This window comes from Cobetia sp. 3AK (assembly GCF_029846335.1).
GTDB classification, from domain to species: domain Bacteria; phylum Pseudomonadota; class Gammaproteobacteria; order Pseudomonadales; family Halomonadaceae; genus Cobetia; species Cobetia marina.
Window position 1 is genome coordinate 74,608 of sequence record NZ_JARWKR010000008.1, and the last position, 26,068, is coordinate 100,675.

The window sequence follows — 26,068 nt, forward strand, 5'->3', positions numbered from 1 at the left end:
AGGACAGCCTGACAAGTGAATGCCTGTCCAGTACCAGATGCCGCTCGGGATTGCCAACGCTGGTTCGTTATACTATAACATTGCGTCTTTCTCACGCTGTCTGACGGCAGCGAACATGTCTTTTTGACAGGATGCGCAATGACGATGGTCCACCCTCTGAGCAGGCTCAGGCCTCCTGACGCTGAACGGCGATGGTACAAGTCGCTTTTCCGCTCTCTGACAGCTCCCGTGTCGGCAGATCTTTCCCGGTCTGCAAGGCACTCCCGGCCCGTGGGTGAGCAGATCACGTGCTGGCTAGGAATGACGCTCATGGTGCTCGGTCTTGGCATGCCTCAGGCCGTCAAGGCATCCGCTCAGTCTTCGGGCGATGAGCAGGCGACGTCGCGTCGTCTGGAGATCGTCGCGCCCTTTGACATCAAGGGGGCGGACCCTCTGCTCAGCGGCATTCTCTTCCAGCGCATGCAGATCGTCGAGACACTGGTCGAGGTGGATGCCACGGGAGAGCTGCAGCCAGGGTTGGCGACCGACTGGTCGGTGTCAGATGACGGCCTGGAGTGGCGCTTCACGCTGCGCTCCGGCGTGCAGTTCCATGATGGCAGCCGTCTGGATGCCGAAGTCGCGCGTCAGAGTCTCGAGATCGCCCGTGCCAAGCCGGGCATCTTGAAGTCAGTGCCGATCGAGCGGATCGTCGCCGAGGATGACCAGACGCTGGTGATTGCCCTCAGCGAGCCCTTCGCCGCGTTGCCCGCCTATCTGGCCGATTATCGCCAGCAGATTCTGGCACCGGCGTCCTTCGATGAGTCAGGCACCGCTCAGCAGGTCATCGGCACCGGCCCCTATCGCATGCTGCGCATGACGCCGCCGCTGAGCCTGGAAGTCACCGCCTTCGAGGATTACTGGGGCCCGCAGCCCGAGGTGCGTCAGGCGCGCTATCAGGCGGTCAGTCGCGCCGAGGGCAGGGCATTGATCGCCGAGAGCGGAGATGCCGACTTCACCTATGGGCTGGACCCCGCCAGTCGTCAGCGTCTCTCTAAGTCGCCGCGCGTGACCCTGGCGGCGGCCGCGACGCCGCGCACGATGCTGTTGAAGGTCAACGCCAATCATCCGGCCTTCCAGGACCCTGATGTGCGGCGTGCCTTGAGCCTGGCGATCGATCGCACCGCCATCGCGCAGGTCGTGCTGCGATATCCGCGCGGGGCCAGCCAGCTGTTCCCGCCGATGGTGGAAGGCTGGCATGACCCCGCGCTCCCGGAGCTGCATCAGGATGTCTCTGAGGCGCGTGCATTGCTGGACGCCGCTGGCTGGAAGGTCGCGGAGGATGGCGTTCGTCAAAAGGATGGTCAGCGCCTCGCGATCAGCTTGATCACCTTTTCGGATCGTCCGGAGCTGCCATTGGTGGCCACGGTGCTGGAGCGTCAGTTCCACGCCATCGGCATCCAGACGCGTCTGGATATCACCAACTTCTCGGCAATTCCGGCCGGTCATCATGACGGCAGCCTCGACATGGCGCTGTTCGCGCGCAATCTGGCCATGGTGCCGGACCCCATCGGCAACGTGCTGAGCGATTACGCGGGAACGCCTGAAGCCCCCGGTGGCGACTGGGGCGCGATGGGCTGGTTCGATGCGGACTTCACCGCAGAGCTTGAGCGCATGGCACGCGAGGGCTACGGGCCTACGCCCGCAGGGCAGGACCCGCGCGCCCAGGCCAGCGGCGTGATCCAGCGGGCGCTGCCCGTGATCCCCATCGCCTGGTACTACCAGAACCTGGCGATCTCTCATCGACTGCAACGCGCTCAGGTAGACCCCTGGGAGCGTAGTTTCGGCCTTTCAGAATTGCGGTGGGCACCATGAATCTCCCTTCACGTCTGTTGCAGCTATTGATGGTGGTGCTGATGGTCGGCAGCGCCAGCTATCTGATGATGCAGAGTCTGCCCGGCGACGCCGCCTGGCGTATCGCGGCCGGCCGCTATGGCTATGATGCGCTGGATGCGGCCGCTGCGGCCTCGGTACGCGCCGAACTGGGCCTCGAGGCACAGGGCGGCTTGCACTTCCTTTACTGGCTGGGCGATATCCTGCGTCTGGAGCTTGGCACCTCGCTGATTTCCGGTGAATCGGTGTGGGTGGAGATTCGTCATCAGCTGGGCAACTCCCTGTCGCTCGCCGGCGCGGCGCTGGGCATCTCGCTGCTGATCGGCCCGCCGCTGGGGCTGCTGGCCGGTCTGCGTGCCGGTGGCTGGCTGGACCGTAGCCTGCTGGCCGTCTGCAGTCTGCTGCGTGCCACGCCGCAGTTCCTGCTGGCGCTGGTGCTGATCCTGCTGATCTCGGTGGAGATGGGCCTGCTGCCGGCCGCCGGCCACGGTGAGCCGCAGCACTTCATTCTGCCGGCGATGACGCTGGCGCTCGGGCTGGCAGCGGTATCGGCACGCCTGGCACGCGATGCCATGGCTGCCGTCACCCAGACGGCCTTTCATGATTTCGCGCGCTGGAAGGGCCTCAGCAATGCGCAGACCTTCTGGCGTCACGGCCTGCGCCATGTGGCCTTGCCGCTGGTGACCTATCTGGGGCTGCAGTTCGTGACCCTGGTGGAAGGGGTGGTGGTGATCGAGAGCATCTTCGGCTGGCCGGGCATCGGCCATGCGCTGGTGCACGCCATCTTCTCGCGCGATGTGCCGATGGTGCAGGGCACCGCCCTGGTGCTGGGCGTCGGTTTTGTCGTGATCAATCTGCTGGTCGATCTGCTGGGTCGCCAACTGGACCCACGGGGTGTGAAATGAATCAGGTGGTGGAAGGGCTTGCGCCGCAGCGCGTGGACGCCGTGCGTCGTCCACGTCTTGACTGGCCATTGCGTCGGGTGATCGGGGCCGCAATTGTCGCGAGTCTCGTGCTGCTGGCTCTGCTGGGTAATCTGGTGATACCGGGGGACCCGTTGGAACAGCATCTCTATCGTGCGCTGCAGGGCGCGGACGCCGTCGGTGTCTCTGATGCCGGTGAGGTGATCACCAGCGCCCCGCTGGGCTATGACCATCTGGGGCGCTCCCTGTATCACCGTCTGGTGGCGGCGCTCGGGTTGTCGCTGTCCATCGCTGCGGGGGCGGTGATTCTGGCCGCGTTTTCAGGCATCTCGCTGGGCCTGCTGGCCGCGGGACGCGGTGGCTGGGCCGAGCGCCTGTTGAGCCTGGTGGCAGATAGCCTGCTGGCATTGCCGGGGTTGCTGCTGGTGCTGATGGTCAGCGTCATCCTGCCGTCGACGCCGCTGGCATTGTGGTTGGGCCTGTCGCTGGTGCTGTGGGTGGAATTCTTCCGCCTGGCACGTGCCACCGGTCGCAGCGTGCTGGCGAGTCCCGGCGTCGAGGCCAGCCGTCTGCTGGGCTTCGGGGCCTGGTACCGTTTTCGTCATCACCTGTGGCCGGAAATGGCCCCCGTGATGATGACGGCGTTGGCCTTCGGCATGGCCAACGCCCTGATGGCGATTGCCGCGCTGGGCTTCGTGCACGTCGGCATTCCAGAGCCCACGCCGGAGCTGGGCACCATGATGGTCGAGCTGTTGCCGTACTGGCGTGAAGCGCCGTTCGCGCTGCTGACGCCGGTGCTGGTCACCTTCCTGCTGTTGCTGGGACTGTTGCTGATGTCCGGCAGCAAGGCCAGAACGTCAACCGCCGCTGACACCCTCGAAGGAGCGCGCCCATGAATGTCGCGACAATGAGCATGCCTGCCTCTCACGCGCGGCATGGGGTAACGACGGATGATGTGGTGCTGAGCGCCGAGGACGTGAGCGTGCGGGTCCGCGGCGCGCAGACGGCACTGCTGGCGCCTGTCTCGCTTGCGCTCAAGCCGGGAGAGCCGCTGGTGGTGATCGGCGAGACAGGCTCCGGCAAGAGCCTGCTGGCTCAGGCTCTGCTGGGCACGCTGCCTCAGGAGCTTGTGGCCTCCGGCAGCCTGTGGCTCGACGGCGAGCAATATCCCCTGCACGTGCCAGAGAATCGTCGCCCGCTATGGGGTCGCCGCCTGGCGGTATTGCCCCAGGAGCCCTGGCTGGCGCTGGACCCGCTGATGAAGGTGATTCGTCAGGTCGGTGAGTCATATCGTCTGGTCGCGAGGCGTTCGGCGCAGGCCTCTCATGCGGCCGCGCGCAGTGACCTGGAGCAGCTCGGCGTCGCTGCCGCCAGCGAGCAGTTGCCGGGCAAGCTGTCCGGCGGCATGGCGCAACGTGTGGCCTGCGCGGCCGCCCGCGCCGGCGGCGCGCCGCTGTTGATCGCCGACGAGCCGACCAAGGGGCTGGACGCCGCCCGCGTCAGCGAGATCGGCGAGCTGCTGCTCAAGTCGCTGGCCGAGACACCGCGTGCCGGCTTGATGGTCATCACCCATGACATGGCGCTGGCGCACCAGATCGGCGGCCGCCTGATGGTGGTACGCAAGGGCGAAGTGATCGAGCAGGGCGCGACGCGTGACGTGCTGGCCGCGCCGACACATGCCTATACCCAGCGCCTGGTGAATGCCGCGCCGCAGGCCTGGCCGGAGGCCGCCTTCAAGCCGGCAGCGGACAGTGCAAGCCGTGATGGCAAGGCGGCAGGCGATACCATCCTCCGTGCCGAGAATCTGACCATCGCGCGCGGGGGCACCTCGCTGCTGCGTGACGTGGAGCTCAGCGTGAAGGGCGGTGAGATCATCGGCATCCAGGGCGCGTCAGGTTGCGGCAAGTCATCGCTGGGGGATGCGCTGCTCGGCCTGTTGGCACCGCATTCAGGACGCGTGCTTCAGTATGCCGAACGCCTGGAGTATCAGAAGCTCTATCAGGACCCCGTGGCGACCTTCCCGCCACGCCGGACACTGGGCTGCCTGCTGAAGGATCTCAGCGCACGCCATCGTCTCGATGACAGCCAGTTGCCGCAGCTGATGGAACAACTGAGCCTGGCGCCGGAATTGCTCTCGCGTCTGCCGGGACAGGTCTCGGGTGGCGAGCTGCAGCGTTTCGCGCTGTTGCGTCTGATGCTGATCAAGCCGCGTTTCGTGTTCGCCGATGAGCCGACCTCACGCCTCGATCCGCTGGTCCAGCAGGAGGTGATCGCCTGCATGGTGAAGATGGTGCGGGAGCAGGGTACGGCGCTGGTGCTGGTCAGTCATGATGCGGCGCTGCTGCGCAAGGTCGCGGATCGCGTGCTGGTGGTGGAGGAAGGTCGCTTGAAGGCGCGTCAGCAGCTCTGATCACTCATCAGAGCCCATGGCGGCAGGGTTGCGACAGCAAGAGGACGATTCAAAAGACAGTGCTTCATACGCCAACGCCCGGCCGAGACTCCTGCAGAGTGTCGGCCGGGCGTTGGCGTATCTGGTGTGTTCGTCAGGGCGAGAGGCTCACGGTGCGCAGCGCTCAGCTCCCCAGCAAGGCGGGATTGGCTTGCCAGACGGACCAGGTCAGGGCACTGGCCAGCGTCACCCATGCCAGGTAGGGCAGCATCAACAGTCCGGCGAAGCGATTGATGCGCCAGAAGGTGAACATGGTGACGGCGATCAGCGTCCACAGCACCAGCACATCGATGAAGGCCGCCTGACCGAGATGCCAGGCAAAGAACAGCCAGCTCCACAGGGCATTGACGATCAGTTGCACCACGAAGAGTCCGAGCGCCAGACGATGGCGCGAGCGGAAACCGTTGCTGGCATGCAGACCGTCGCGCGCGACCCGCCAGGCGGCGAGTGCCATCATCACGAAGAGCGCCGTCCAGACTGGTCCGAAGGCGCCTGCCGGAGGTGTCCAGGCGGGCTGGGTGAGGCTTGCGTAGAAGGCCTTGGCATCTACCGAAGCCAGTGCACCGATGGCGGCAGTGAGAAAGCTCAGCCCGAACCAGATTCCCATCTGCACGGTGGCGCGCAGGGCGGTGGGGGGTGAGGACGGTGAACGCTGCAAGGTCATCGGCTGCCTCCTGCTTTCATGGGACGTGATGAAGGAAAGAACGATATACCACGCTGGGCCATGAGAAACGACCATGACTCACACGTTGTTCAGTCCGGTATCGGGGCGTCGAAGACGTCCGTGCGGCGACCGGTCAGCGTCGTGCCAACCGAGGCGGTGATCACCAGTCCAATGGCAAGCCATTGAAGTAGGCCCAGTGTCTGGCCGAGGAACAGTAGCCCGGACAGCGCCGCCACGGCCGGCTCCAGACTCATCAGGGTGCCGAAGGTATGAGTGGGCAGGCGCGGTAGAGCGATCATCTCGAGCGTATAGGGCAGGGCGGTCGAGAGCACGGCGACGGCCAAGGCCAGCGGCAATATCTCGAGTGAGAACATGGCGCTGCCCGCCTCCATCACGCCGATGGGTGCGACCACCACAGCCGCGATCGTGATGCCCAACGCAGCACTCTGAGTACCGTTGCCTGCCCCGGCCTTCTGGCCGAACAGGATGTAGAGCGCCCAGCACACGCCGGCGCCGAGGGCGAAGGCGGCACCGACGGGGTCGATCGGCGCAGCGGTGTCCTCGCCCAGCAACAACAGCAGTACCAGTCCGATGATGGCCAGCGCGACCCAGCCCAGGTCGAGCCAACGACGCGAGCTCAACAATGCCACGGCCAGCGGGCCGGTGAATTCCAGTGCCACGGCGATACCCAGCGGCACCGTCTTGAGGGCCTGGTAGAACAGCAGGTTCATCACGCCCAGCGCCACGCCATAGAGGGTGATGGACTTCCAGGCCTTGCGTGTCACTGCCTTGCGCCATGGGCGCAGAATGGCCAGCAGCAGAACGGAGGCGATGATCAGACGAATCGCCGTCGCGCCAGCGGCACCGATCATCGGGAACAGGGAAGTGGCCAGCGAAGCACCGCTCTGGATCGAGCACATGGCGACCAGCAGCATGGCGACGGGCCACAGACGAGAAGAGGAGGCTGCGACAGCAACGGACATGGGGGTCTCCTTGAGTGATCCAGTGGGTGATGGGCATGGTCAGTCAGCAACACATGCGGCATGATTCGTGGACAATGAGGTAGCAAGGGAGGAGGCGGGCCGGGCGTTATGCCCCCACTTCCTCGTCGTCGGCAAGATTGTACGGATGCGCATTATATTGCACAACGAAAATCAGAGACCTGATGTACTGGTTCACGTCGCGGCCAACGTCCGCCGCCTGCGGCTGGCGGCCGAGCTGAGCCAGCAGGCACTCGCGGATCAGGCTGAGATCAGTCGGCGGATGCTGGTGAACATCGAGAAGGGTGACGTCAATGTGAGCCTCGGCACGCTCGACAAGCTCGCCGAGGCGCTCGGGGTGCTCTTCTACGCGCTGGTGCAGCCGCCGGAAAGCGAGGATTCGGCACGTATCAATGAGGTGGCCTGGGTCGGGAAGGCACCAGAGAGCCGAGCCGTACTGCTGGCCAGCAAGCCGGCCACACAGGAAGTCGAGTTATGGAGCTGGACTCTGGCCCCCGGCGAGCGTTACGACTCCGCCCCGGATGATGCCGGCTGGAACGAGATGCTGGTGGTCACCCAGGGAGAGCTGACATTGACTCTGGAACGCGAGGACATCGTCATTCGCGCCGGCGATTTTCATGTCTATCCCAGTGACCAGGCTTATGCCTACCGCAACACCGGCACTGACATGCTGCGCTTCATTCGCAATGTGATGCATTGATTGCTGCCGGGCCATGGCCTCTCAAGCTTGCAGTATTCGACCCGAACTCAATCCAGCCTGGCCTGTCCCATTGTCATGATGTTTCGTTTCGAGGAGCAACGGATGGCGAAGGTACGTATCACGCAACAGGGCACGATCCATTGTTTTCCGGCAGGCTTGAAGGATGAGGATGGCAAGCTGGTGAATGCCGAGATTTCCGCCGTGGCCTATGACGGTGAGCGGTTGTTGATGGCGAGTGACAAACCGATTCCGGGCGAGGGGCGTTCAGCCGTCTTTTCATTGCCGTTGGATTCCAGCGGGCCGGATGATAGCCAGCTTGAGTATCTGACCACCCCGCTGATTCGTCAGGCGGTCAAGTATGAAGACTTCGCGCTGACCACCGATGGGCGTCACATGTTGGCGACTACCGGGTTTGATCGCATCGACAGCGAGAGCCATGCCCTGAATGCCTACAACCACCTGTTGATCTGGCCGCTGGGCGAACCCGACAAGGTGCAGGTGGTCGACCCGGACCCACGTGATGGGGTCGAGGGCTCACTGGAATTTCGTCAGAAGCTGGAAGCGGCCATTGGCCAGCCGTACTACAAGATCGAAGGTCTGGCGGTCGTGCCGAGTGACTGGGGCGATGGTCTGATCCTGTTCGGGGTGCGGGAACAAGGCAATTCGCATGATGATTTCGCGTATGTGCGTCGGGTCATCGGGGCGCGTTATGCCATGACCGACAGCGACAACATCGAGTTCATTGAGGAGCTTCACGACGTCTATGCCTTCGACCCGGCCGAGTATGACGGCGTGGATCACGAGTGTGGTCTTTCTAGCCTGGAATATGATCCCTATCACGCACGCCTCTATCTGGTGACCAGCTTCGAGACCGAGCAGGGCAGTGAGGAGGTGATCGGGGGATATCTGTGGGTGCTGTCGCTGGCGGACTTCCACGCCGGGAAACCTCCGACGCTGGTGACGCATGAGGATGGCCGTGTGCTGGAGTTCGAGCACAAGGCAGAAGGGCTTGCGGTACTGGATCGCGAACGGATCTTCGTGGTCTATGACAATGATCGCAACCACGAGCTGGGCAGTGTGGATGAACGCGACGAGCGCCATTCCTGTGAAGCGCCCTATACGATGCTGGCGCTGGTCTGACGGCAGCTCGCCGACTCAGAAGCTTTCTCACTGCCCGGGAGAATCAGACTCACGGCTTTTGCACTTGAATGGCAGACTGTCTGTCTTCGCCATGACGTCGTGATCGCCAGACGGGACTGATCAAAAAATCCAGCCGAAATCATCCATCTTCTATCGGGATTGATGACGACAAAGCCCCGACATGCTTCTGCATGTCGGGGCTTTTCATGATCTCACCTTCTCTGTGTCAATGCGCTCTGTCACACAACATCGAGTGGTGAATCTTCTTTATCTCTGGCTCAAGATCACATGGCCTTGTAGAACAGATAATCGGCCTGGTACATCACGATTTCGACCTTGTCCTTGTGGGCGTCATCACAGGCCATCTCAGGAGCGGCACCGCCCTGGGTATTGAGGCGCTGCACATAGGTGACGCCCTGCATATGCCCTTCACCTTCGGCCGGATTGGCCTCGACCAGCTGCAGCGGAATATTGCCCTTGCCGTTGGGCTCAACCGCCAGCTGTGTACCGGTGATCTTGGAGCCATCCATGGATTCCCAGGTGGCGGGCGGACCATAGTATTTGCCGACCTGCTTGCCATCAGCATCATTCAGCGCAGCATCCGGCCCCTTGAAGACCCAGCCCATGGTGCCATCATCCTTTGCTTCACAGGCCCATTTGATCTTGCCGACGCCAACAGTTTCCATGGCGACGTCATTGCCTTTCGGCACCGTGACGCTTTCGGGAATTTCCATGGCTTGAGCCATCGGGCTCAATGCGAGGGCAGCGAAAATACCAGAGATACAGGCGATTGTTTTCATCTTGACGACTCCGTAGACAGATAAGGTTCAGCTAGCGGTTGCAGGTGTGTCGTTGTCTCCCTTGCACTGCTCATAACGCTGGCCTTTCCCGTCTGGATGTCACGGGATCAAGATTTTTTCGTGCTTTCTATTCGAGGTGCGTTTCTGGCTTGTCAGGCGGAGTGAGGCAAGGACAGATTGAGGTAAGAGCGGGATGATCAAAGAAGGGAGGGGGAAGGAGAGAGTGGCGAAAGGAAGCCGAAAGAAAGAGGAAAGAGTGATCAACGATACAGGGCAGGTTTGAAGGCCCTGATACAAAGCCGCCCCGCAGCACCAAGGCTGCGGGGCGTCTTTCCTGCGCGACCTGAACCCTGAAAGGTTCAGCCGTAATCGCGGGTGCCGCGAATCGGGTAGTGGTTGTCCGGCTTGCGGATGAACTCGATACCCCCGATGAGCGTGTCCAGGTCAGGACGTACGAAGGGCGCATTGGCGACTTCTTCGATCTGGACCTTGCCTTCGCCATTGACGATGAAGAAGGCCGGCTCCGGGAAATCGTGATCGGTTTCCTTCTCGCTGCGTGGCGTGGAGATGAACAGCCCCAGCGTTTCCATCTGCTCTACCGTCAGGCCACCGGCAATCGGGAAATTGAGATCCAGAGATTCGAGGTGCTCGTTCAGCTGCTGCTGGCTGTCGGCAGAGACGGCGACGAGATCCACGCCTTGTGCGCTGAAGCGCTCACGATATTCCGTCAGCTTGTTGAGGAACTTGGTGCAGATCGGGCAATGCTTGCCGCGATAGACGACCACCAGTTGCCAATCATGCTCGCCCTGGGGCTTGCCGAGCGTCAGGGTTTCGCCATCGTGGCGCTGGACCTGGATGGCCGGAAATTCACTACCTGGATGAAGCTTGCGTGTATACATGCAATCTGGCTCCCCTGTTGGATATCAAGATGTGCGATACGCCACATGTCCCTCTTGAATGACGCCATTGTCAGGGTTTTCAAGGGACCCTTGGCGGAACGCGGAGATGCATCCATCGCCAGGGGCAGGGACTGGTCGGGCCAGAGCCCCCTTGCTGGGGGCTCTGGCCTGCTGGGGAAAGCCTTAGCCAAGATAGCCGGTGTGTTCCAGCAGGATGGTCGTGCCGATGCCGATCAACACCAGGCCACCGATGATTTCCGCGCGCTTGCCGACCATCTTGCCCAATACGCCCCCGAGCATCACACCGGTGGTGGCCATCACGAAGGTGGCGGTGCCGATCGCCAGCGCAGTGGTGATGATATTCACGCCAGCAAAGGCAAGCCCGGCACCGACGGCCATGGCATCGATGCTGGTGGAAAGGCCAGTCAGCATCAGGCGGGGCAACGATTGCGGCGTGCTGCAATCCTCATCTTCCTCGTCCTTGGAGAGCCCCTCATGAATCATGTGGAGACCGAGCAGCAACAGCAGAGCGAAGGCGATCCAGTGGTCCCACTGTTCGACGTAGACGGCCAATGAGCGACCGATCAGCCACCCGATCATGGGGGTGATGGCTTCGATGACGCCAAAGATGATGCCGATGCGCAGGGCATCTTTCAGGGACGGCCGTCGAATGGCCGCACCCTTGCACAAGGCAGCAGCGAAGGCGTCGCAGGACATGGAAAAGGCGAGCAGGAATGTCGATAGCAAAGGCATGTGTCAGGAAGTTCCAGGCCGGTTACGAGTCAATAACAGCGAGACACCACCGGCCGGAAGCGTCTGACTGTCATTGGTCTCGCCGAACCTTGTCCTGACCGATCATGGGCATGATCTGGATAGGTGGGTCCTCGGTGCCACGGCAATGCCTGCCGACCATGTTGACAACCGAGACTCTCGTTGGGTAACGAGAGCGGGCTACTCCCCAAAAACTGGTGGCATGTTAGCAACAAACTTTCGTCGTTTCATCCCCTTGTGTCACAAGCGTCTGACCGTCATAACTGGGCTACCGAGTTAGAGCGCCACAACAGCGACGTTTCTGACGCCATCGAAGTCTTGAAGCTTCAACAGGATGCCAAGGAGTCAAGGGTATGAGCGACAGCTATCAGCCACCCAAGGTCTGGACATGGGAAAGTGAAAGTGGCGGCAAGTTTGCCAGCACCAATCGGCCTATTGCCGGACCGACGCATGACCAGGAGCTGCCGGTCGGGGAGCATCCCTTCCAACTCTACTCCATGGCGACACCGAACGGTGTGAAGGCCACCATCATGTTCGAGGAGCTGCTGGCGCTCGGACATTCCGGTGCGGAATATGATGCCTGGCCGATCCGCATCGGTGATGGCGATCAGTTCGGCAGTGACTTCGTCGCGATCAATCCCAATTCGAAGATTCCCGCGCTGATGGATAGAAGTGGCGACACGCCTGTGCGTGTCTTCGAGTCCGGTTCCATCCTGCTGCATCTTGCGGACAAGTTCGGCGCGCTCATCCCCAAGGAGCCGGCCAAGCGGGTAGAGGTCATGAACTGGCTGTTCTGGCAGATGGGCTCTGCGCCGTATCTGGGTGGAGGCTTTGGCCACTTCTATGCCTACGCCCCGGAGAAGATGGAGTATCCGATCAACCGTTTCGCGATGGAGACCAAGCGTCAATTGGACGTGCTGGATCGTCAGTTGGCTGACAATGCCTACATCGCGGGTGATGAATACAGCATCGCGGACATCGCCATCTATGCCTGGTATGGCGCGCTTGCCGAGGGCAAGCTCTATGACGCTGCCGAGTTCCTTTCCGTGCAGGACTATCCCCATGTGCAGCGCTGGGCCAAGTCGATTGCCGAGCGTCCTGCGGTCAAGCGTGGTCGCATGGTCAATCGTTTCTGGGGGGAGCCGCATGAGCAGCTGATCGAACGCCATTCGGCGAGTGACTTCGACACCAATACCGAAGACAAGCGCGCCGACTGACCCTCAAGACCCAATGTCTAATGTCTTGTGAAGTTGCCGCTGTCTTGCAATCAAAAAGGGCTACCCATCGGGTAGCCCTTTTGCATTCTGGCCATCAGTCCCTGAGGAAACTGACTCAGTCCTGGCAAACCTTGAGCACGACCTTGCCCACATGACCTTTCTGCTGGAAAACGGCCTGGGCAGCGCTGGTGATGGCGATCACATGAGCACCACGTGCCTTGGCGAGCTGAACGGCTGCAGAGCCGCCCCCCCCCTGAGGCGCCGGTGATCAACACGCGTTCCCCCTTGGCAAGCTGCGTGCGTGTCAGCAGGTTCTCGGCGGTGGAGTAGGAACATGGGAATGAGGCCAGTTCCACATCGCTCAGTGCGCTCTTGATGGGGTGTGCATGGCGTGCTGCCACCTTGGTGTATTCGGCGAAGCCGCCATCGCCCTTGGAGTACCACGCCAGGCGTGTGTTGATGTCGGTGTTGTTGACGCCAGCAGCCCCGACGCGCACCAGTACGTCGCGCGGGCCGGGAACCGGACGGGGGATGTCGTCGCGCACTTCCAGCACCTCCGGGCCGCCGTGGCCGGTCAGATAGATACCGTGCATGGTGTCATGGCGTGTGGATTCAGCGCTCATTTGCGAGGTTTTCCCAGGAGGGTGAGGGTGGTGGAAAGTGCCGCTTCGATCGCTGTGTCGCCCAGTACCAGCCAGGCCGAGGATGCCCCTTCATGAATCAGGAACAGTTCGTTGGCGAGATCTTCCCGGCGACTGCGCGTGCCAAGCCAATGGAGGGTTTCCCGCTTGTGACGGGTGACGGCATCACTGACGTCACGATTGTCAGGGAAGGCCGCCAACGCATTGATCGACATGCAGCCATTGGGGGCTTCGTGCTTCATCCAATGTCCCAGTCGTTGGTAAAGATGACTGAGCGCAGCGGCGCCATCGCTGGGCACCTCGTCCTCAAGAAAGGCGAGGTAGCGCTCATGGCGATGCTGCAAGGCCCCGATCACCATGCTTTCCTTGGAAGGAAAATGTCGGTAGAGGGTGCGTAGGCTCACGCCAGAGGCAGCCTTGAGCTCTGACACACTGGGTTCTGCGAAGCCACGCTGGCTGAAGAGGGCTTCCAGGCGAGCGGCGATGTCGTGCTGAATCATGGAAGGACCATCGTCGAAGATTTCAGGGAGAGCGTTTGTTCTACCTCTGCAGGGTAGAGCGTTCATTCTCCCTGTGTCAATGTCCTGCAGCATTGTCCCGCTCGTCACCCCCTTTGATGGCTCGGCGACCCACGAGCGGTCCTCAATGAGGAACGACATCCTGTCCCCAGAGCGCAAGCGACTGCTTTCATCACGACCAATGGCGATGATTTCGGCCACCTGCTGGCTGGATTCTCGAGATAACGTTGCGACACTTTATGGTAAAGATTATCATTCGCGCTCAATTTGCTGGCGCAGGGGGCGTCAGTCATGGCCATGCTCTGTCGAATACAGGGCGAGATGTTGATTCAGCAGGACGCTGGCACATCACATAGAAGGGTTCCAGGTGCCAAGTCATTCTCGCAACCACGTCGTCAACAAGAATACCGTCAGCAAGAGCACCGTCAGCAAGAGCAAGGGGCCATTTTCCTGTCTGGTCTTCAGCCTCATGGCATTGCCGAGTACCACACTGGCGGCAGGTGAGTCGGCACAGGACGCCTCGGCAGTCGCAAGCTCGGTGATGGTGGTCACCGGCCAGCGGGAATCGGAAGTGGCGCCGGGCAGTTACCGTGCAGAGGCCTCAAGCCTTGCCAACAAGCAGTCGGTGGAGTTTCTCGAGCAGGCCCGCACCATCAATGTGGTGACCCGGCAGGTCATGCACGACTTCAATCTCGATGACCTGGAAGAGTCGCTGCAGCCGGTGGCTGGCATTCAGCTGGGCAATACGCTGGGGGGCACCGAGGATGGCTTCGTCAAGCGAGGCTTCGGCAGCAACAGCGATGGCTCGATGCTGATCGATGGCATCCGTCAGCCGCGCCGTACCTACACCACGGCGACGGTGGACCGCGTCGAAGTCCTCAAGGGGCCGTCATCGCTCTTCCAGGGCCAGCAGAACCCCGGCGGCGTGATCAACATGGTCACCAAGCGTCCGCAGTACGAGACGCACACCGAGATCAGCGGTGAAGTCAGCTCCTTCGGCGGTGGCAATACCACCCTGGACACTACCGGTCCCATCGAGGATACCGGCCTGGCCTATCGCTTCATCCTGTCGCATGAGGATGAGGACTCCTGGCGCGAGTACGGCAATGACCGCCGCACCACCATCGCCCCGTCCTTGCGTTGGGAGGGCGAACACAGCAGCGCCCAGATCAGCTACGAGTATCAGGACTACGAGCTGGATATCGATCGTGGCACCGTCTTCTACAACGGCAGCGCCGCCAACGTCACGCGTGGCACGCGTTTCGATGAATCCTGGAACCGCGTCTATGGCCATGACGAGTCCGTCAATGCCTGGTGGAAGCAGGAAGTCACCGACAACTGGGACATGAAGCTGACCTACGGCTGGACGCGTCGTCAGTACAGCGATGCGCGCGCCAACGTCACGAATGTCAGCGACAGCGGTGATGTGACCGTGCGCGCCGAAGAGAACCAGGGCTATGAACGCAGCGAGCACTACACGGCGCTGGACGCCATGGGTGATGTCGAGATCGCGGGGCAGCGTCACCAGCTGGTCATCGGTGCCGATTACGAGACCACCCGCGACTATCTGGATGAGCGCTATTTCGGCGACTCCGTCACGGTCTCCACCGTCACCGACGTGAATCACGGCCAGCTGGCTCAGGTGACCTCCGACGACATCAACACCTCGCGCAGCAATCGTCTCGACGAGAGTCAGGCCATCGGGGTCTATGTCAGCGACCGCTGGTATCTGAGTGACAAGTGGATTCTAGGCCTTGGCGGGCGCTACACCTGGTTTGATCAGCAGAGCGGGCAGGGCGAGGACTTCGTGTCTGACCCCGATTACAGCGATGACCTGTTCCTGCCCTCCGCGAACCTGCTGTATCGCATCGACGATGCCAGCTCCGCGTACCTCAGCTACAGCGAATCCTTTGTGCCCAACGGCAGCGACAGCGACAGTGGCGAGAGCCTCGACCCTGAGCTCGGCAAGGGCTATGAGATCGGTTACAAGCGTCAGTGGAATCCGCGTCTGGCGACGTCTGTGGCGCTCTACCAGATCCGCAAGGAGAACGTCGCAGTCACTGACAATGGGGTGACTCGCACCATCGGTGAAGCCGGCTCGCAAGGCCTGGAATTCAGCCTCGAAGGCGCCCTGACGGATCGTACTTCCTTGCTGTTCAGCTATGCCTACACCGATACCGAAGTACTCGAGGATACCGAAGGCACCGAGGGCAATCGTCTGCCGAACGCGGCGCTCAACGCGGCTAGCCTCTATCTGGCACATGATCTGGCGATTGATCCATCCTACGGCGAGTGGCGTGTCGGCGGTGGCGTGCGCTACGTCGGTGAGCGTGAAGGTGACGACGACAACAGCTTCTCGATGGATGCCTACACCGTGGCGGATGCCTTCGTCGGCTGGCGTCATGACTTCTTCGGTCCGGACACCGAATTCAAGCTGAATGCGAAGAATCTGTTCGATACCGCCTATTACTACGGCAGTGGCGGTGACACGCGCGTACTGGTGGGCGATCCGATGGAAATTACCCTGTCGGCCAGCGTGGGCTGGTAACACCGCTGATTGCTCTTTATGAGCTGATTGCTCTTTATGAAGAGGGGACGACAGGCAACTGTCATGGACCAGGGGCGCTCCAATGCGCCCCTGATGCGTTGCGACGACTCGACATCGGGGCCTGACGTATCGGGCCCTGCCGCTGATTCAATCGGATTGGCTGATAGACTGACGTCTCGAGGATCTCTTCCTTCATTCGATGTCACTACTGTCCGGAGAGCTTCACATGCTCGACTCGCTTCCCCTTGCCGATATCCGTGCCTTTGTCATGACAGCGGATCACGGCAGTTTCACCCGGGCCGCCGAGACGTTGGGCGTATCGCGTTCACAGGTGTCCAAGCAGGTCACCGCGCTGGAGAAGCTGCTGGGCGTTACCCTGATGCAGCGTTCCACTCGCTCGTTGCGGCTCACCGAGAGTGGTCATCTTCTCCACGCGCAATGTCGTAGTGCGCTGGGCGACATGGCGCAGATCGTGACGCTGGTGCGTGAAGAGCGTAACGCCATGCGCGGTCGGATTCGGCTCAACAGTGTCGGTGGCCCAATCGGCGAGCGTCTGCTGGGGCCAGCCGTTCACGCCTTCATGCAGGCCTGGCCGGAGGTCGAGATCGAACTGGATTTCAGCAGTCATCGCGTGAACCTGATTCGCGATGACTTCGATATCGCCCTGCGCATGGGTGCACTCGAGGATGCCGATTTCATTGCCCGTCCGCTGGCGACTCTGTCCTATGTGGTCGTGGCGAGTCCTGACTATCTTTCGCGGCATGGCTCACCGCAAACTCCCGGTGGCCTGCAGGCTCACCGCTGCCTGGTGGGCTCGGTCGCGCGCTGGAGCTTTCGCGCTCGACATGACCCGAAAAGCGAGACACAGGTGGATATCAGTGCCCAGTTGCAGTGTCGCAACGGGCATGTGCTGGTCAGCGGTGCCCTGGCCGGCAACGGCATCATTCGCGTGCCCAGACTCTACTGTGATGACGCCATCGCAAGCGGAGAGCTCAAGGAAATCCTGCAGGATTGGCAGCCGGCGGATGTGCCGTTGTCATTGATCTACCATCGTGAGCGCCATCGTCCGCTGCGTACCATGCGTCTGATCGAACATCTGGTCACCTGGTTTGATGAGCGCAATGCCTGATTGTGTGCTTCATTACCAAGTGAGTCATACTGAGTTGATTAGGAGCACGATGCTCCCGTGAATGTCGGCCTTCAGTGGGAAACCGCTGGGGATTCACGCATTGCGTGCGCGATGTGCTGGCGGCAAGTCACGGAGTTTCCAGGTGGGATCAATCTGACAGGGAGTCGCTCATGAACCTGATCGCTGCATTGGCCAGTGCGTTGTCAGTCTGAATGCGCCACTTGCCGAATTACCTTTATCAACCGCCCTACGGTGTAGCGACGCTCGCGCCGGAGGCGCTTGACCTGTTGGAACGGCTGTACCGACATGACGCTGACACCCTGGCGCATTCCTGGCGGGTGGCAGGGCTTTCGGTCTCGCTCTATGCCAGGCTGCTCGACCCGCAGGCGCGCAGGCTTTCCTTGCAGGCACTGCACCATGCGGCGCTGCTGCATGATATCGGCAAGCTCTCCATCCCTCGCGAGTTACTGCAGGCGCCACGAGCGCTGATACCAGAGGAGCGCTGCCTGATGCAGTGCCATGCGAGCGAAGGTGGCCTGCTGCTCGACACGCTAGGGGAGCCGCTGCGTACGCTGAGTATCGAGATTGCGGTAGGGCATCACGAATGCTGGGATGGCTCTGGCTACCCTGGCCAGATCATGACGAAGGCACTGCCCTTGTATTGCCGAGTGGTCGGGCTCATGGATGTCTTTGATGCATTGGCGTCTCCTCGGGCCTACAAGGCGGGATGGCCGCTGGACAGATTGATCGCCTTGTTCGTTGCCCAGGCCGGGCGTCAGTTCGATCCGCAGTTGATCGGTCGCCTCTCACCCCTCTGGAAGGAACTGCTCGCGGTGCATCATCAGTTGCTTGATCAGACACGAAGTGATTGAGCGTGATGATGTCTCTCCGGGACATTCAAAGGCCCCTGTCATGAACATCGACAGGGGCCTTTGAAGTTAAGTGCCAAGCGAGCAATGCGTCATCAACAGCAGCGCTCACGCTTGATGGCGGCCCAGTCAGTAGTTGGATTGCGGCGGCCATGATTGCCGGCATAGGCCGCGACCTTGGGCGACTCCCAGCCTGCGAGAACATCGCCTTCCAGCCGGTAGATCTCGACACCCAGCGGGTTGCAGGTCTCCAGCGGATCACGCGCATCAGGGCCCCACAGGTCCACAGACAGATCGCCACCCGGGCAGCAGGACATCGCGCACAGCAGGTCCGTCTCGGCAAAGAACTCCAGGTAATCGCCCTTGCGAGCCGGGCAGGCCTTCATGAAGTACTTGTCTTCGTTGTTGAGGCCGGTGCACTGGAAGATGTTGAGCACATCGTGGATATCGAATTCGGTCAGGCCCCAGGGCGCCACCGCGCGCACCAGATTGGAGTGGCAGTGGTGATCGAAGTCCTCGCCGGTCAGCAGGCGATTGACGTAGGGGTCGCAGCGCGTGCCCAGCAGGTCATACACGCGGCCGCCCTCTGCATCGACACCATAGTCGGCGAGGGTGTCATCGATGATGGTCGCCATCGGGCGCAGGTAGGGCAGTGTGGACCACAGGCGATCATAGGTGCTGACATGCGCACGCTGCAGCTGGCGGGTGCGAGACGCCCACATGCGTTCACGTGGGTTGTGCAGGTTCCACATGTTGAAATCGCCGACCTGTGAGCCCTCGGTGATCTTGATGCGCAGCACGTGGCCCGCCGGCACTTCCCACGCCAGACCATCGCGCAGCGGCACGGTATGGGTCGCGACCAGTGTGCGCTCGGCCTTGCCTTCGGTGAGGCTGTCGTAGAAGTCGCGATCGACGTCCAGAATCGATCCCTTGCTGGCTTGATAGGCGGCAGGTACATCACTCATGACAGGACTCCCGGGGTTGTCAGGTCTGGTCTCTCATTGAGGATCGATGGCGGCATTGTCGGATAATGAAATCGAGCAAGGACGACGTCCACTGTCAGATTGCCACGTCAGGCGCTTCAGTACATTTTTCGGCGACAATGAAACCTTCGGGAGAATGAAACAGAACTGGCGCAGGGATTGCTCCCTGCGCCAGTTCTGTTTCATTCCTGAGTTCAATGTTGCCCTCAGGCCAAGGGTGTCTCTTGGCCGACAGCAGATCTGATCAGCCGTTGAGCACACCAAGCCAGGCCCACAGGCCGAGCAGGGTGGCGATCAGTACCGGCGGGGTCAGCACCAGACCGACCTTGATGTACTGCCCCCAACTGATGTGATGGCCTTTCTGATCGAGCACATGCAGCCACAGCAGTGTGGCGAGACTGCCGATCGGGGTGAACTTGGGGCCCAGATCATTGCCGATCACGTTGGCGTAGACCATCAGCTCGCGTGTCGCGTCACTGACCTGCTGCGCATTGAGGTGGTCGATGGCCAGCGCGCCGATCAGCGTGGCCGGCATGTTGTTCATCACCGAGGCGGTGACGGCAGCCAGCACACCGGTGCCGAGGGTCGCGACCAGACTGCCTTGGCTGGCAAGCCAGGCGAGAATGTCACTGGCGTGGTCGGTCAGGCCGGCATTGCCCAGCCCGTAGACCACCAGGTACATGCCGACCGAGAACAGCACGATCTGCCACGGCGCGCCGCGCAGCACCGGACCGAGTTCGATCACGGCATCATCGCCGCCCAGCCAGCGCCCGGCGATGGCCAGCAGCATCAGCGCGGCGCTGCCGGTGACGACGGCGAGCGGAATGCCCAGCGGCGCGGTCACGAAGTAGGACACCAGCAGCACCCCCAGCAGCGGGAAGGCCGCGCGGAAGACCTGGGGGTCCTTGATGGCGTTCGAGGGTGCCTCGAGCTTCTCCAGCGCGTAGTGCGAGGGCAGCTCCTTGCGGAACATCAGCCACAGCACGATCAGTGTGGCGGCCAGCGCGATCAGGTCGACCGGCACCATCACGGCGGCGTAATGCGTGAAGGAGATGTCAAAGTAGTTGGCGCTGACGATGTTGACCAGATTCGAGATCACCAGCGGCAAGCTGGTGGAATCCGCCACGAACCCGGTGGCAATGATGAAGGCCAATGACGTCGCCGCCGAGAACTCCAGGCGCACCAGAATCGCGATCACGATCGGCGTCAGCAGCAGGGCGGCGCCATCATTGGCGAAGAAGGCCGCGATCACCGCGCCCAGCAGCACGATAAGCGGGAACAGCCTGCGCCCGTTGCCGCCGCCCCAGCGCGCGACATGCAGTGCGGCCCAGCTGAAGAAGCCCGCTTCATCGAGAATCAGCGAGATGATGATCAGCGCCACGAAGGTGAAGGTGGCGTCCCAGACGATATCCCAGACCACCAGCACATCCGGGAGATTGACCACGCCGCAGGCCAGCGCGACCACGGCGCCGCCCAGTGCACTGGTGCCGATGCCCAGACCGCGTGGTTGCCAGATCACCAGTGCCAGCGTGATGACGAAGATTGCCAAGGCAAGCATGACGTCTCCTTGTCGAGGGGGAAGAGCAAGAGAAGCACGACGTGTGCGAACACGGACAGCGTCAGATCGTGCTCTGATTGACGCGTTTCGAGACCTCTTCGGCACTCTCGACACGCTCGGAATAGCGCTCGGTCAGATAGTCACTGCGCTCACGGTTCAGCCAGGTGAACTTCATCAGCTCTTCGCAGACATCGACGATGCGCAGATACAGCGGTGACATGCGTATGCGGCCGTTTTCATCGAATTCATTGAAGGCCTTGGGCACGGATGACTGGTTGGGGATGGTCAGCATGCGCATCCAGCGGCCCAGAATGCGCATCTGGTTGACGCTGTTGAAGCTCTGGCTGCCGCCGCTGACCTGAAGGATGGCCAGCGTCTTGCCCTGGGTAGGACGTACGCCGCCCAGTGACAGCGGAATCCAGTCGATCTGCGCCTTCATGATCGAGGTCATCGCGCCATGACGTTCAGGGCTGGCCCAGAGCATGCCCTCGGACCACTGAGCCAGCTCGCGCAGCTCCTGTACCTTGGGGTGATCGGCATCGCAGTCATCCGGCAGCGGCAGGCCGGCCGGCGAGTAAAGGCGGACTTCCGCGCCGAATGCGGTCAACAGGCGCGCCGCTTCCTCGGCGGCGAAGCGCGAGAAGGAACGCTCACGCAGGGAGCCGTACAGCACCAGAATGCGCGGCGCATGACGTGGTGCATCCGGGCCGACCAAGCGGTCGATCTCCAGCGGTCGCCAGTGTTCGGCGTCGATATTGGGCAGGTCGGCCAATGCCGCTTTCATCGCGTCTGTCATGGTGTCGCCTGTCGGCAGGTGAGAGTGGGTGGAAGTGTGTGCGTTCATGGGTCAAGTCCTTGGGGCGTGGACGACGTCGCCGTCCTCCTTGGTGTAGTGCGCGACCGGGTTGTCCAGAAGCTCCAGTACCGTCTCCGACGGGCGGCACAGGCGCGTGGCTTCGGGCGTCACCACGATGGGGCGATTGATCAGGATCGGGTGGGCCATCATGGCGTCGATCAGCTCGGCATCGCTCATGGACGGGTCATCCAGATTGAGCTCGTCATACGGCGTACCCTTGCGGCGCAGCAGCGGGCGCGGTCCACCGCCCATGGCGTCGATCAATGCTTCCAGCGTCTCACGTGTCGGGGGTGTGACCAGATACTCGATGACCTCCGGTGTCTCACCGGAAGCCTTGAGCATGGCCAGCACATTGCGTGACGTGCCGCAGGCCGGGTTGTGGTAGATCGTGATCGTGTGGGAAGAGCGAGTGGATTCAGTCATCGTTTCCGGGCTCCTGCGACGTACCGGGAGTGTGGGCGTCACCGCAGCTGGGCAGGGTGAGCGAGGCCAGCAACGGATCGCAGACCACCGAGGAGCCAGCGCAGCAGTCGCGTACCAGAAACTGCACGGTGGCGAGCATGTGCTCGAGGTTGGCGCGGTAGATCAACGAACGTCCCTCGCGCTGGGAGTGGATCAGCCCCGCGCGACTCAACACGCCAAGATGGGTCGAGAGCGTGTTGTGCGGCACCTCGAGACGACGGGCGATCTCGCCGGCCGGTAGTCCCTCTGGTTCATGGCGTACCAGAAGGCGAAACGTGTCCAGACGCGTGGCCTGGGATAGCGCCGCGAAGGTGTCCAGCGTGGCCTGCGGGTCGGGCAGGCTGTCAGTATCATTCATATCATCTTGTCCATATGTCGAGACTTGTCGAAATGACGATGGTGCGATGATAGATCAGCGTGCCGCATATGGGAAGATGCCCGGAGGAAAGAATGGGTGCAGATAGCCCTTGGCCATTCTCGAGGATTTGTGAGGGCGCGTATTCCGGTCAGGCAAAGCCCGCACAGTCTTGGTAGCATGTGCGCCATTGATTACCGGACAAGGGAAGATGGCACGATGATGATGGTATTGCAGATTCTGGGGGGCTTCGTGCTGGCGGCGGGTGTGCTGCTTGCGGCAGTGCCGGAGCTGGTCAATCGCTTCAAGGGCCCGGATGACACGCCGTTGACCGTGCCCAGACAAACGGGTGCGGCGATCTCGCGTCGGATTCGCTGGGGCTGGGTCATCGCGGTAGGGTACCTGCTGATGTATCCGCCGATCGGTCTGGGAGTGTTGCCGGTGCTGGTGACGCTCGCGGTGGCAGGTATCGCCGGCATCATGACGGCCCGTCTGATGGGGCTGATGCTGGATGGCATCGACATGCGCCATCTGTTCCGCTTTGCTGCCGAGTCGCTGATTCTCGGCGGCCTGTGGACCTGGTTCGTCAAGCTGTCCGCTTGAGAGGGGGCACCCAGGCAGAGAGCGATTCCCGCTGTTTTTCCCTTCCCTGAGGCCTCTCATGCCGCTCAATGACAACACGCTAGCCGCATTGGCTCATCTGGACAGGTCGCACCCCGTTCTGGTGACAGGAGCGACGGGCTATGTGGCGGGGCAGCTGATTCGTCGCTTGCTGGGAGAGGGCCTGACGGTGCATGCCACCGTGCGCGATCCCGGCAATAGCGAACGTCTGGCGGCGCTCAAGGCGCTGGCCGAGCGCTTGCCGGGGGAGCTGTGTTTCTTTGCCAGTGATCTGCTCACACAGGGCTCCTACGCTGAGGCGATGGCGGGATGTCGCGTGGTCTTTCATACCGCCTCGCCTTTTGTCGTCAGTGTCGAGGATCCCGAGCGAGATCTGGTGCGGCCAGCAGTGGAGGGCACGCGTAACGTGCTCCAGGAGGCCAATCGTCAGAGCAGTGTCGAACGCGTGGTGCTGACCAGCAGTTGTGCTGCCATCTACAGTGACAATGCCGATGCGCTGGACACCCCGCGTGGCTGTTTCGACGAGAGTGTCTGGAACACCACGGCGTCGCTGACACACCAGGCCTACTCCCACTCCAAGACGCTGGCGGAACAGGCCGCCTGGCAGATTGCCGAGCAGCAGTCGCGCTGGCGGCTGGTGGTGATCAACCCCTCGCTGGTGCTCGGCCCCGCGATCAGCGATGACACGCACGGCGAATCCTTCAGCCTGATGACGCAGCTCTGTGACGGCACGCTCAGGATAGGCGCGCCGGATTACGGCATGGGCGTGGTGGATGTGCGGGATGTCGCCGAGGCGCATCTGGCGGCGGGATTTTTGCCCACGGCCACCGGGCGTCATCTGGTCGCCGGGCACTCCTCAAGCTTCATCGCGCTGGGGCGCCTGTTGAGTCAACACGCCGGCCCGCACTACGCGATTCCCACTCGCCAGCTACCCAAATGGCTGGTGTGGCTGGCGGGACCGTTGGCCAACAAGGCGGTGACTCGCAAGGTCGTCGCACGCAATGTGGGCCATCCCTTTGTCTTCGACAATACCCGCAGCCGCGAGCGGCTGGGCCTGATCTACCGGCCCCTCGAGACGACGCTGCACGACATGTTCGATCAACTGGAGGCCAGCGGCCGCCTGTCGTGAACCTCATCTTCTGCACGTCAGCGACGTCGCAGCGGCTCCAGCAGGGCATTCAACCCGTTGTGATCTATCTCGTGCATCAGCGCCAGCAAGCGACCTATCTCGCCTTGCGGGAATCCCTTGCGCGCAAACCAACCCAGGTAATCGCCGGGCAGGTCGGCAATCAGGCGTCCGGCGTACTTGCCATAGGGCATCTGGCGGGTCGTCAGTTTCTGCAGGTCTTCGGGGCTCATCCAGTGACTCTCATTCCACTCGGCTAAGGACGGTCTGGTCAGTTGCAGGTGCCATTCTGGCACAGCTGTGATGCAACGGTTGGGTTTTGCTCCGGCACCGCCATGTTCTGATCATACTCATGACACGGAGTGACTCATGTCCCGCGACTATCAGAATCTCGAGCAGCTACCCCTCGCCGGAGAATGGCGTAACGGCCGAGCCGGCAGGACGCTTGAGGTGATGGACCCCTTCGATCAAAGCTCGCTGCTCTCGATTCCCATGGCCAATGCCGAGGATCTCGATGCCAGCTATCGCAGGGCGCGTGATGTCCAGCCTGACTGGGCTCTGACACCGGCAAGCGAGCGCGCTGGCGTGATGCACAAGGTGGTGGAGCTGATGGACGAGCGACGCGAAGAGTTGCTCGGCTGGTTGATTCGTGAGTCGGGCAGTACCCGCCTCAAGGCTCAGGCGGAGCTGGCGGCGGCCCGTGCGATCACGCTGGAATCCGCCGCGATGGCCAATCGCGTGGCCGGGATGGTGATGGAGGCTCAGGTGCCGGGCAAGGAGAGCCGTGTCTTCCGCAAGCCGCTGGGTGTCATCGGCATCATCAGCCCGTGGAATTTCCCGCTGCATCTGACCCAGCGTTCCCTGGCGCCGGCACTGGCTCTCGGCAACAGCGTCGTCATCAAGCCGGCCAGTGATACCCCGCTGACCGGCGGCCTGCTGCTGGCCAGGCTCTTCGAGGAGGCGGGGCTGCCTGCCGGTGTCCTGAGCGTGGTGGTCGGTGCCGGCAGCGAGATCGGCGATGCCTTCGTGGATCACGAGGTGCCGAGGCTGATCTCCTTCACTGGTTCCACCCAGGTGGGCAAGGGTATCGGCAGGCGCGCCGTCGGTGGTGATCATCTCAAGCAGGTTGCCCTGGAGCTGGGCGGCAATAGCCCCTTCGTGGTGCTTGACGATGCGAACATCGAGCAGGCGGTGGACGCCGCGCTGGTCGGCAAGTTCCTGCATCAGGGGCAGATCTGCATGGCCATCAACCGCATCATCGTCGATGCGTCGGTCCATGACGCCTTCGTCGATCGCTTCGTGGCGCGTGCCCGTGAGCTGAAGGTCGGCAACCCCGCTCAGGTCGATACCGTCATCGGGCCGATCATCAATGCCAAGCAGCGTGATGGTCTGCTCGAGATGCTCGAGACGGCCAAGGGCGAGGGCGCCAAGGTGATGCTTGAGGGCGAGGCGCAGGGTCAGCTGGTGCCGCCGCATGTGTTCACCGATGTCACCAATGACATGAGTCTGGCGCAGAACGAGATCTTCGGCCCGGTGGTCGGCATCCAGAAAGCCCGTGATGAAGCGCATGCGCTGGAACTTGCCAATGGCACCGAATATGGCCTCTCGGCCTCCGTCTTCACCGCGGATATCGCACGCGGCGAGCGCTTCGCGCGTCAGGTCGAGGCGGGCATGGTGCACGTCAATGACATGCCGGTGAATGATGATCCACGCGCGCCCTTCGGCGGCGAGAAGAATTCAGGCCTTGGGCGCTTCAATGGCGACTGGGTGCTGGAGGAATTCACCACCGATCAATGGGTCAGTCTGCAGGTCGAGCCACGTCAGTATCCGTTCTGATCCCTCTTATCTGTAGTTGCGCATGACAAACAACGCCCCGCTCAGCCTGCTGGCTGAGCGGGGCGTTTTTGATGGTGAGTAATGCAGACACGTCATGGTGATGATGCAGGCAAGAAGGCCCAGGGATCTTGAC

General features: G+C 61.9%; 27 protein-coding genes. 13 read left to right on the forward strand and 14 right to left on the reverse strand.

Annotation, left to right across the window (positions count from 1 at the left end):
• Positions 1-309: 309 nt before the first annotated feature.
• The 4 genes from QD228_RS12610 to QD228_RS12625 are packed head-to-tail and all read left to right on the forward strand — an operon-like array spanning position 310 to position 5,202.
• A complete protein-coding gene (locus tag QD228_RS12610) occupies positions 310-1,851 on the forward strand; it encodes an ABC transporter substrate-binding protein (RefSeq protein WP_279875743.1) in 1,542 nt (513 codons plus the stop codon).
• Positions 1,848-2,774, forward strand: a complete 927-nt coding sequence (locus QD228_RS12615) for an ABC transporter permease (RefSeq protein ID WP_279875744.1) — start codon at positions 1,848-1,850, stop codon at positions 2,772-2,774. Before QD228_RS12610 ends, QD228_RS12615 begins: the two co-directional genes overlap by 4 nt.
• Positions 2,771-3,688, forward strand: a complete 918-nt coding sequence (locus tag QD228_RS12620) for an ABC transporter permease subunit (RefSeq protein WP_279875745.1) — start codon at positions 2,771-2,773, stop codon at positions 3,686-3,688. The genes QD228_RS12615 and QD228_RS12620 overlap by 4 nt, the downstream gene beginning before the upstream one ends.
• Positions 3,685-5,202, forward strand: a complete 1,518-nt coding sequence (locus tag QD228_RS12625) for an ATP-binding cassette domain-containing protein (protein WP_279875746.1) — start codon at positions 3,685-3,687, stop codon at positions 5,200-5,202. The genes QD228_RS12620 and QD228_RS12625 overlap by 4 nt, the downstream gene beginning before the upstream one ends.
• Before the next feature lie 163 nt (positions 5,203-5,365).
• On the opposite strand, the gene QD228_RS12630 is transcribed toward QD228_RS12625, so the two are convergent.
• The gene (locus QD228_RS12630; protein WP_279875747.1) at positions 5,366-5,905 is read right to left on the reverse strand and encodes a tryptophan-rich sensory protein; all 540 of its coding nucleotides are present in this window, start codon (positions 5,903-5,905) and stop codon (positions 5,366-5,368) included.
• A gap of 89 nt (positions 5,906-5,994) precedes the next feature.
• Complete coding sequence (gene rhtA / locus QD228_RS12635) at positions 5,995-6,888, reverse strand: threonine/homoserine exporter RhtA (protein ID WP_136937920.1); 894 nt, start codon at positions 6,886-6,888, stop codon at positions 5,995-5,997.
• Positions 6,889-7,033: 145 nt separating this feature from the next.
• Between rhtA and QD228_RS12640 the strand changes: the two genes are divergently transcribed.
• Together QD228_RS12640 and QD228_RS12645 are read left to right on the forward strand one after the other, a co-directional pair.
• Positions 7,034-7,606, forward strand: a complete 573-nt coding sequence (locus QD228_RS12640) for an XRE family transcriptional regulator (protein ID WP_279875748.1) — start codon at positions 7,034-7,036, stop codon at positions 7,604-7,606.
• Between the two features lie 102 nt (positions 7,607-7,708).
• Positions 7,709-8,746 carry a hypothetical protein gene (locus QD228_RS12645; protein WP_279875749.1) on the forward strand — a complete coding sequence of 346 codons (1,038 nt, stop codon included), beginning with the start codon at positions 7,709-7,711 and terminating at the stop codon, positions 8,744-8,746.
• A gap of 284 nt (positions 8,747-9,030) precedes the next feature.
• On the opposite strand, the gene QD228_RS12650 is transcribed toward QD228_RS12645, so the two are convergent.
• From QD228_RS12650 to QD228_RS12660, 3 genes are all read right to left on the reverse strand, one after another.
• Positions 9,031-9,480, reverse strand: a complete 450-nt coding sequence (locus QD228_RS12650) for a DUF3455 domain-containing protein (protein WP_279875750.1) — start codon at positions 9,478-9,480, stop codon at positions 9,031-9,033.
• A 425-nt stretch (positions 9,481-9,905) separates the two neighbouring features.
• Entirely contained in the window at positions 9,906-10,445 is a 540-nt protein-coding gene (locus QD228_RS12655) for a redoxin domain-containing protein (protein WP_077376894.1), read from the reverse strand.
• Between the two features lie 183 nt (positions 10,446-10,628).
• Positions 10,629-11,198, reverse strand: a complete 570-nt coding sequence (locus QD228_RS12660) for a manganese efflux pump MntP family protein (RefSeq protein ID WP_279875751.1) — start codon at positions 11,196-11,198, stop codon at positions 10,629-10,631.
• 371 nt (positions 11,199-11,569) lie between these two features.
• On the opposite strand from QD228_RS12660, the gene yghU reads away from it, so the two are divergent.
• Positions 11,570-12,433: a glutathione-dependent disulfide-bond oxidoreductase gene (gene yghU, locus QD228_RS12665; protein ID WP_077376888.1), complete on the forward strand. Its 864-nt coding sequence runs from the start codon at positions 11,570-11,572 to the stop codon at positions 12,431-12,433.
• A gap of 50 nt (positions 12,434-12,483) precedes the next feature.
• On the opposite strand, the gene QD228_RS12670 is transcribed toward yghU, so the two are convergent.
• Positions 12,484-13,026: a hypothetical protein gene (locus tag QD228_RS12670; RefSeq protein ID WP_279875752.1), complete on the reverse strand. Its 543-nt coding sequence runs from the start codon at positions 13,024-13,026 to the stop codon at positions 12,484-12,486.
• Positions 13,027-13,052: 26 nt separating this feature from the next.
• Positions 13,053-13,574, reverse strand: coding sequence for a TetR/AcrR family transcriptional regulator (locus QD228_RS12675; protein WP_279855504.1), 522 nt, complete (start codon positions 13,572-13,574; stop codon positions 13,053-13,055).
• A 385-nt stretch (positions 13,575-13,959) separates the two neighbouring features.
• Between QD228_RS12675 and QD228_RS12680 the strand changes: the two genes are divergently transcribed.
• The 3 genes from QD228_RS12680 to QD228_RS12690 all read left to right on the forward strand — a co-directional run bounded on the left by QD228_RS12680 (position 13,960) and on the right by QD228_RS12690 (position 18,141).
• Positions 13,960-16,140 (forward strand): TonB-dependent siderophore receptor, encoded by a 2,181-nt coding sequence (locus QD228_RS12680; protein WP_279875753.1) that lies wholly within the window; start codon positions 13,960-13,962, stop codon positions 16,138-16,140.
• 226 nt (positions 16,141-16,366) lie between these two features.
• Complete coding sequence (locus QD228_RS12685) at positions 16,367-17,269, forward strand: LysR family transcriptional regulator (RefSeq protein ID WP_077376882.1); 903 nt, start codon at positions 16,367-16,369, stop codon at positions 17,267-17,269.
• 221 nt (positions 17,270-17,490) lie between these two features.
• Entirely contained in the window at positions 17,491-18,141 is a 651-nt protein-coding gene (locus QD228_RS12690; protein WP_279875754.1) for an HD domain-containing phosphohydrolase, read from the forward strand.
• A 92-nt stretch (positions 18,142-18,233) separates the two neighbouring features.
• On the opposite strand, the gene QD228_RS12695 is transcribed toward QD228_RS12690, so the two are convergent.
• The 6 genes from QD228_RS12695 to QD228_RS12720 all read right to left on the reverse strand — a co-directional run bounded on the left by QD228_RS12695 (position 18,234) and on the right by QD228_RS12720 (position 22,355).
• Entirely contained in the window at positions 18,234-19,103 is an 870-nt protein-coding gene (locus tag QD228_RS12695) for a DUF1989 domain-containing protein (RefSeq protein ID WP_279875755.1), read from the reverse strand.
• A gap of 33 nt (positions 19,104-19,136) precedes the next feature.
• A complete protein-coding gene (locus QD228_RS12700) occupies positions 19,137-19,307 on the reverse strand; it encodes a hypothetical protein (RefSeq protein ID WP_176493208.1) in 171 nt (56 codons plus the stop codon).
• A 58-nt stretch (positions 19,308-19,365) separates the two neighbouring features.
• Positions 19,366-20,679: an arsenic transporter gene (locus QD228_RS12705; RefSeq protein ID WP_279875756.1), complete on the reverse strand. Its 1,314-nt coding sequence runs from the start codon at positions 20,677-20,679 to the stop codon at positions 19,366-19,368.
• Between the two features lie 61 nt (positions 20,680-20,740).
• Entirely contained in the window at positions 20,741-21,475 is a 735-nt protein-coding gene (gene arsH / locus QD228_RS12710) for an arsenical resistance protein ArsH (RefSeq protein ID WP_279875805.1), read from the reverse strand.
• A gap of 51 nt (positions 21,476-21,526) precedes the next feature.
• On the reverse strand, positions 21,527-21,958 hold the full coding sequence (arsC, locus tag QD228_RS12715) for an arsenate reductase (glutaredoxin) (RefSeq protein WP_279855500.1): 432 nt from the start codon (positions 21,956-21,958) through the stop codon (positions 21,527-21,529).
• Positions 21,951-22,355 carry a helix-turn-helix transcriptional regulator gene (locus QD228_RS12720; RefSeq protein WP_176503692.1) on the reverse strand — a complete coding sequence of 135 codons (405 nt, stop codon included), beginning with the start codon at positions 22,353-22,355 and terminating at the stop codon, positions 21,951-21,953. Before QD228_RS12720 ends, arsC begins: the two co-directional genes overlap by 8 nt.
• A 216-nt stretch (positions 22,356-22,571) precedes the next feature.
• Here QD228_RS12720 and QD228_RS12725 point away from each other — a divergent pair, with 216 nt between their 5' ends.
• The gene (locus tag QD228_RS12725) at positions 22,572-22,955 is read left to right on the forward strand and encodes a hypothetical protein (protein WP_077376856.1); all 384 of its coding nucleotides are present in this window, start codon (positions 22,572-22,574) and stop codon (positions 22,953-22,955) included.
• Positions 22,956-23,013: 58 nt separating this feature from the next.
• Entirely contained in the window at positions 23,014-24,102 is a 1,089-nt protein-coding gene (locus QD228_RS12730; RefSeq protein ID WP_279875757.1) for an NAD-dependent epimerase/dehydratase family protein, read from the forward strand.
• A 17-nt stretch (positions 24,103-24,119) separates the two neighbouring features.
• Here the strand turns inward: QD228_RS12730 and QD228_RS12735 are convergent, their stop codons facing one another.
• A complete protein-coding gene (locus tag QD228_RS12735) occupies positions 24,120-24,332 on the reverse strand; it encodes a DUF3820 family protein (RefSeq protein WP_052384432.1) in 213 nt (70 codons plus the stop codon).
• A 136-nt stretch (positions 24,333-24,468) separates the two neighbouring features.
• Between QD228_RS12735 and QD228_RS12740 the strand changes: the two genes are divergently transcribed.
• Positions 24,469-25,935 (forward strand): aldehyde dehydrogenase family protein, encoded by a 1,467-nt coding sequence (locus QD228_RS12740; protein ID WP_279875758.1) that lies wholly within the window; start codon positions 24,469-24,471, stop codon positions 25,933-25,935.
• Positions 25,936-26,068 lie beyond the last annotated feature (133 nt).

What these genes read in the sequence shown, in the direction of transcription:
- QD228_RS12610 (WP_279875743.1), top strand. Translation starts at nt 310, where the DNA reads ATGGTGCTCGGTCTTGGCATGCCTCAGGCCGTCAAGGCATCCGCTCAG.
- QD228_RS12615 (WP_279875744.1), top strand. Translation starts at nt 1,848, where the DNA reads ATGAATCTCCCTTCACGTCTGTTGCAGCTATTGATGGTGGTGCTGATG.
- QD228_RS12620 (WP_279875745.1), top strand. Translation starts at nt 2,771, where the DNA reads ATGAATCAGGTGGTGGAAGGGCTTGCGCCGCAGCGCGTGGACGCCGTG.
- QD228_RS12625 (WP_279875746.1), top strand. Translation starts at nt 3,685, where the DNA reads ATGAATGTCGCGACAATGAGCATGCCTGCCTCTCACGCGCGGCATGGG.
- QD228_RS12630 (WP_279875747.1), bottom strand. Translation starts at nt 5,905, where the DNA reads ATGACCTTGCAGCGTTCACCGTCCTCACCCCCCACCGCCCTGCGCGCC.
- rhtA (WP_136937920.1), bottom strand. Translation starts at nt 6,888, where the DNA reads ATGTCCGTTGCTGTCGCAGCCTCCTCTTCTCGTCTGTGGCCCGTCGCC.
- QD228_RS12640 (WP_279875748.1), top strand. Translation starts at nt 7,034, where the DNA reads ATGCGCATTATATTGCACAACGAAAATCAGAGACCTGATGTACTGGTT.
- QD228_RS12645 (WP_279875749.1), top strand. Translation starts at nt 7,709, where the DNA reads ATGGCGAAGGTACGTATCACGCAACAGGGCACGATCCATTGTTTTCCG.
- QD228_RS12650 (WP_279875750.1), bottom strand. Translation starts at nt 9,480, where the DNA reads ATGGAAATTCCCGAAAGCGTCACGGTGCCGAAAGGCAATGACGTCGCC.
- QD228_RS12655 (WP_077376894.1), bottom strand. Translation starts at nt 10,445, where the DNA reads ATGTATACACGCAAGCTTCATCCAGGTAGTGAATTTCCGGCCATCCAG.
- QD228_RS12660 (WP_279875751.1), bottom strand. Translation starts at nt 11,198, where the DNA reads ATGCCTTTGCTATCGACATTCCTGCTCGCCTTTTCCATGTCCTGCGAC.
- yghU (WP_077376888.1), top strand. Translation starts at nt 11,570, where the DNA reads ATGAGCGACAGCTATCAGCCACCCAAGGTCTGGACATGGGAAAGTGAA.
- QD228_RS12670 (WP_279875752.1), bottom strand. Translation starts at nt 13,026, where the DNA reads ATGCACGGTATCTATCTGACCGGCCACGGCGGCCCGGAGGTGCTGGAA.
- QD228_RS12675 (WP_279855504.1), bottom strand. Translation starts at nt 13,574, where the DNA reads ATGATTCAGCACGACATCGCCGCTCGCCTGGAAGCCCTCTTCAGCCAG.
- QD228_RS12685 (WP_077376882.1), top strand. Translation starts at nt 16,367, where the DNA reads ATGCTCGACTCGCTTCCCCTTGCCGATATCCGTGCCTTTGTCATGACA.
- QD228_RS12695 (WP_279875755.1), bottom strand. Translation starts at nt 19,103, where the DNA reads ATGAGTGATGTACCTGCCGCCTATCAAGCCAGCAAGGGATCGATTCTG.
- QD228_RS12700 (WP_176493208.1), bottom strand. Translation starts at nt 19,307, where the DNA reads ATGAAACAGAACTGGCGCAGGGAGCAATCCCTGCGCCAGTTCTGTTTC.
- QD228_RS12705 (WP_279875756.1), bottom strand. Translation starts at nt 20,679, where the DNA reads ATGCTTGCCTTGGCAATCTTCGTCATCACGCTGGCACTGGTGATCTGG.
- arsH (WP_279875805.1), bottom strand. Translation starts at nt 21,475, where the DNA reads ATGACAGACGCGATGAAAGCGGCATTGGCCGACCTGCCCAATATCGAC.
- arsC (WP_279855500.1), bottom strand. Translation starts at nt 21,958, where the DNA reads ATGACTGAATCCACTCGCTCTTCCCACACGATCACGATCTACCACAAC.
- QD228_RS12720 (WP_176503692.1), bottom strand. Translation starts at nt 22,355, where the DNA reads ATGAATGATACTGACAGCCTGCCCGACCCGCAGGCCACGCTGGACACC.
- QD228_RS12725 (WP_077376856.1), top strand. Translation starts at nt 22,572, where the DNA reads ATGATGATGGTATTGCAGATTCTGGGGGGCTTCGTGCTGGCGGCGGGT.
- QD228_RS12730 (WP_279875757.1), top strand. Translation starts at nt 23,014, where the DNA reads ATGCCGCTCAATGACAACACGCTAGCCGCATTGGCTCATCTGGACAGG.
- QD228_RS12735 (WP_052384432.1), bottom strand. Translation starts at nt 24,332, where the DNA reads ATGAGCCCCGAAGACCTGCAGAAACTGACGACCCGCCAGATGCCCTAT.
- QD228_RS12740 (WP_279875758.1), top strand. Translation starts at nt 24,469, where the DNA reads ATGTCCCGCGACTATCAGAATCTCGAGCAGCTACCCCTCGCCGGAGAA.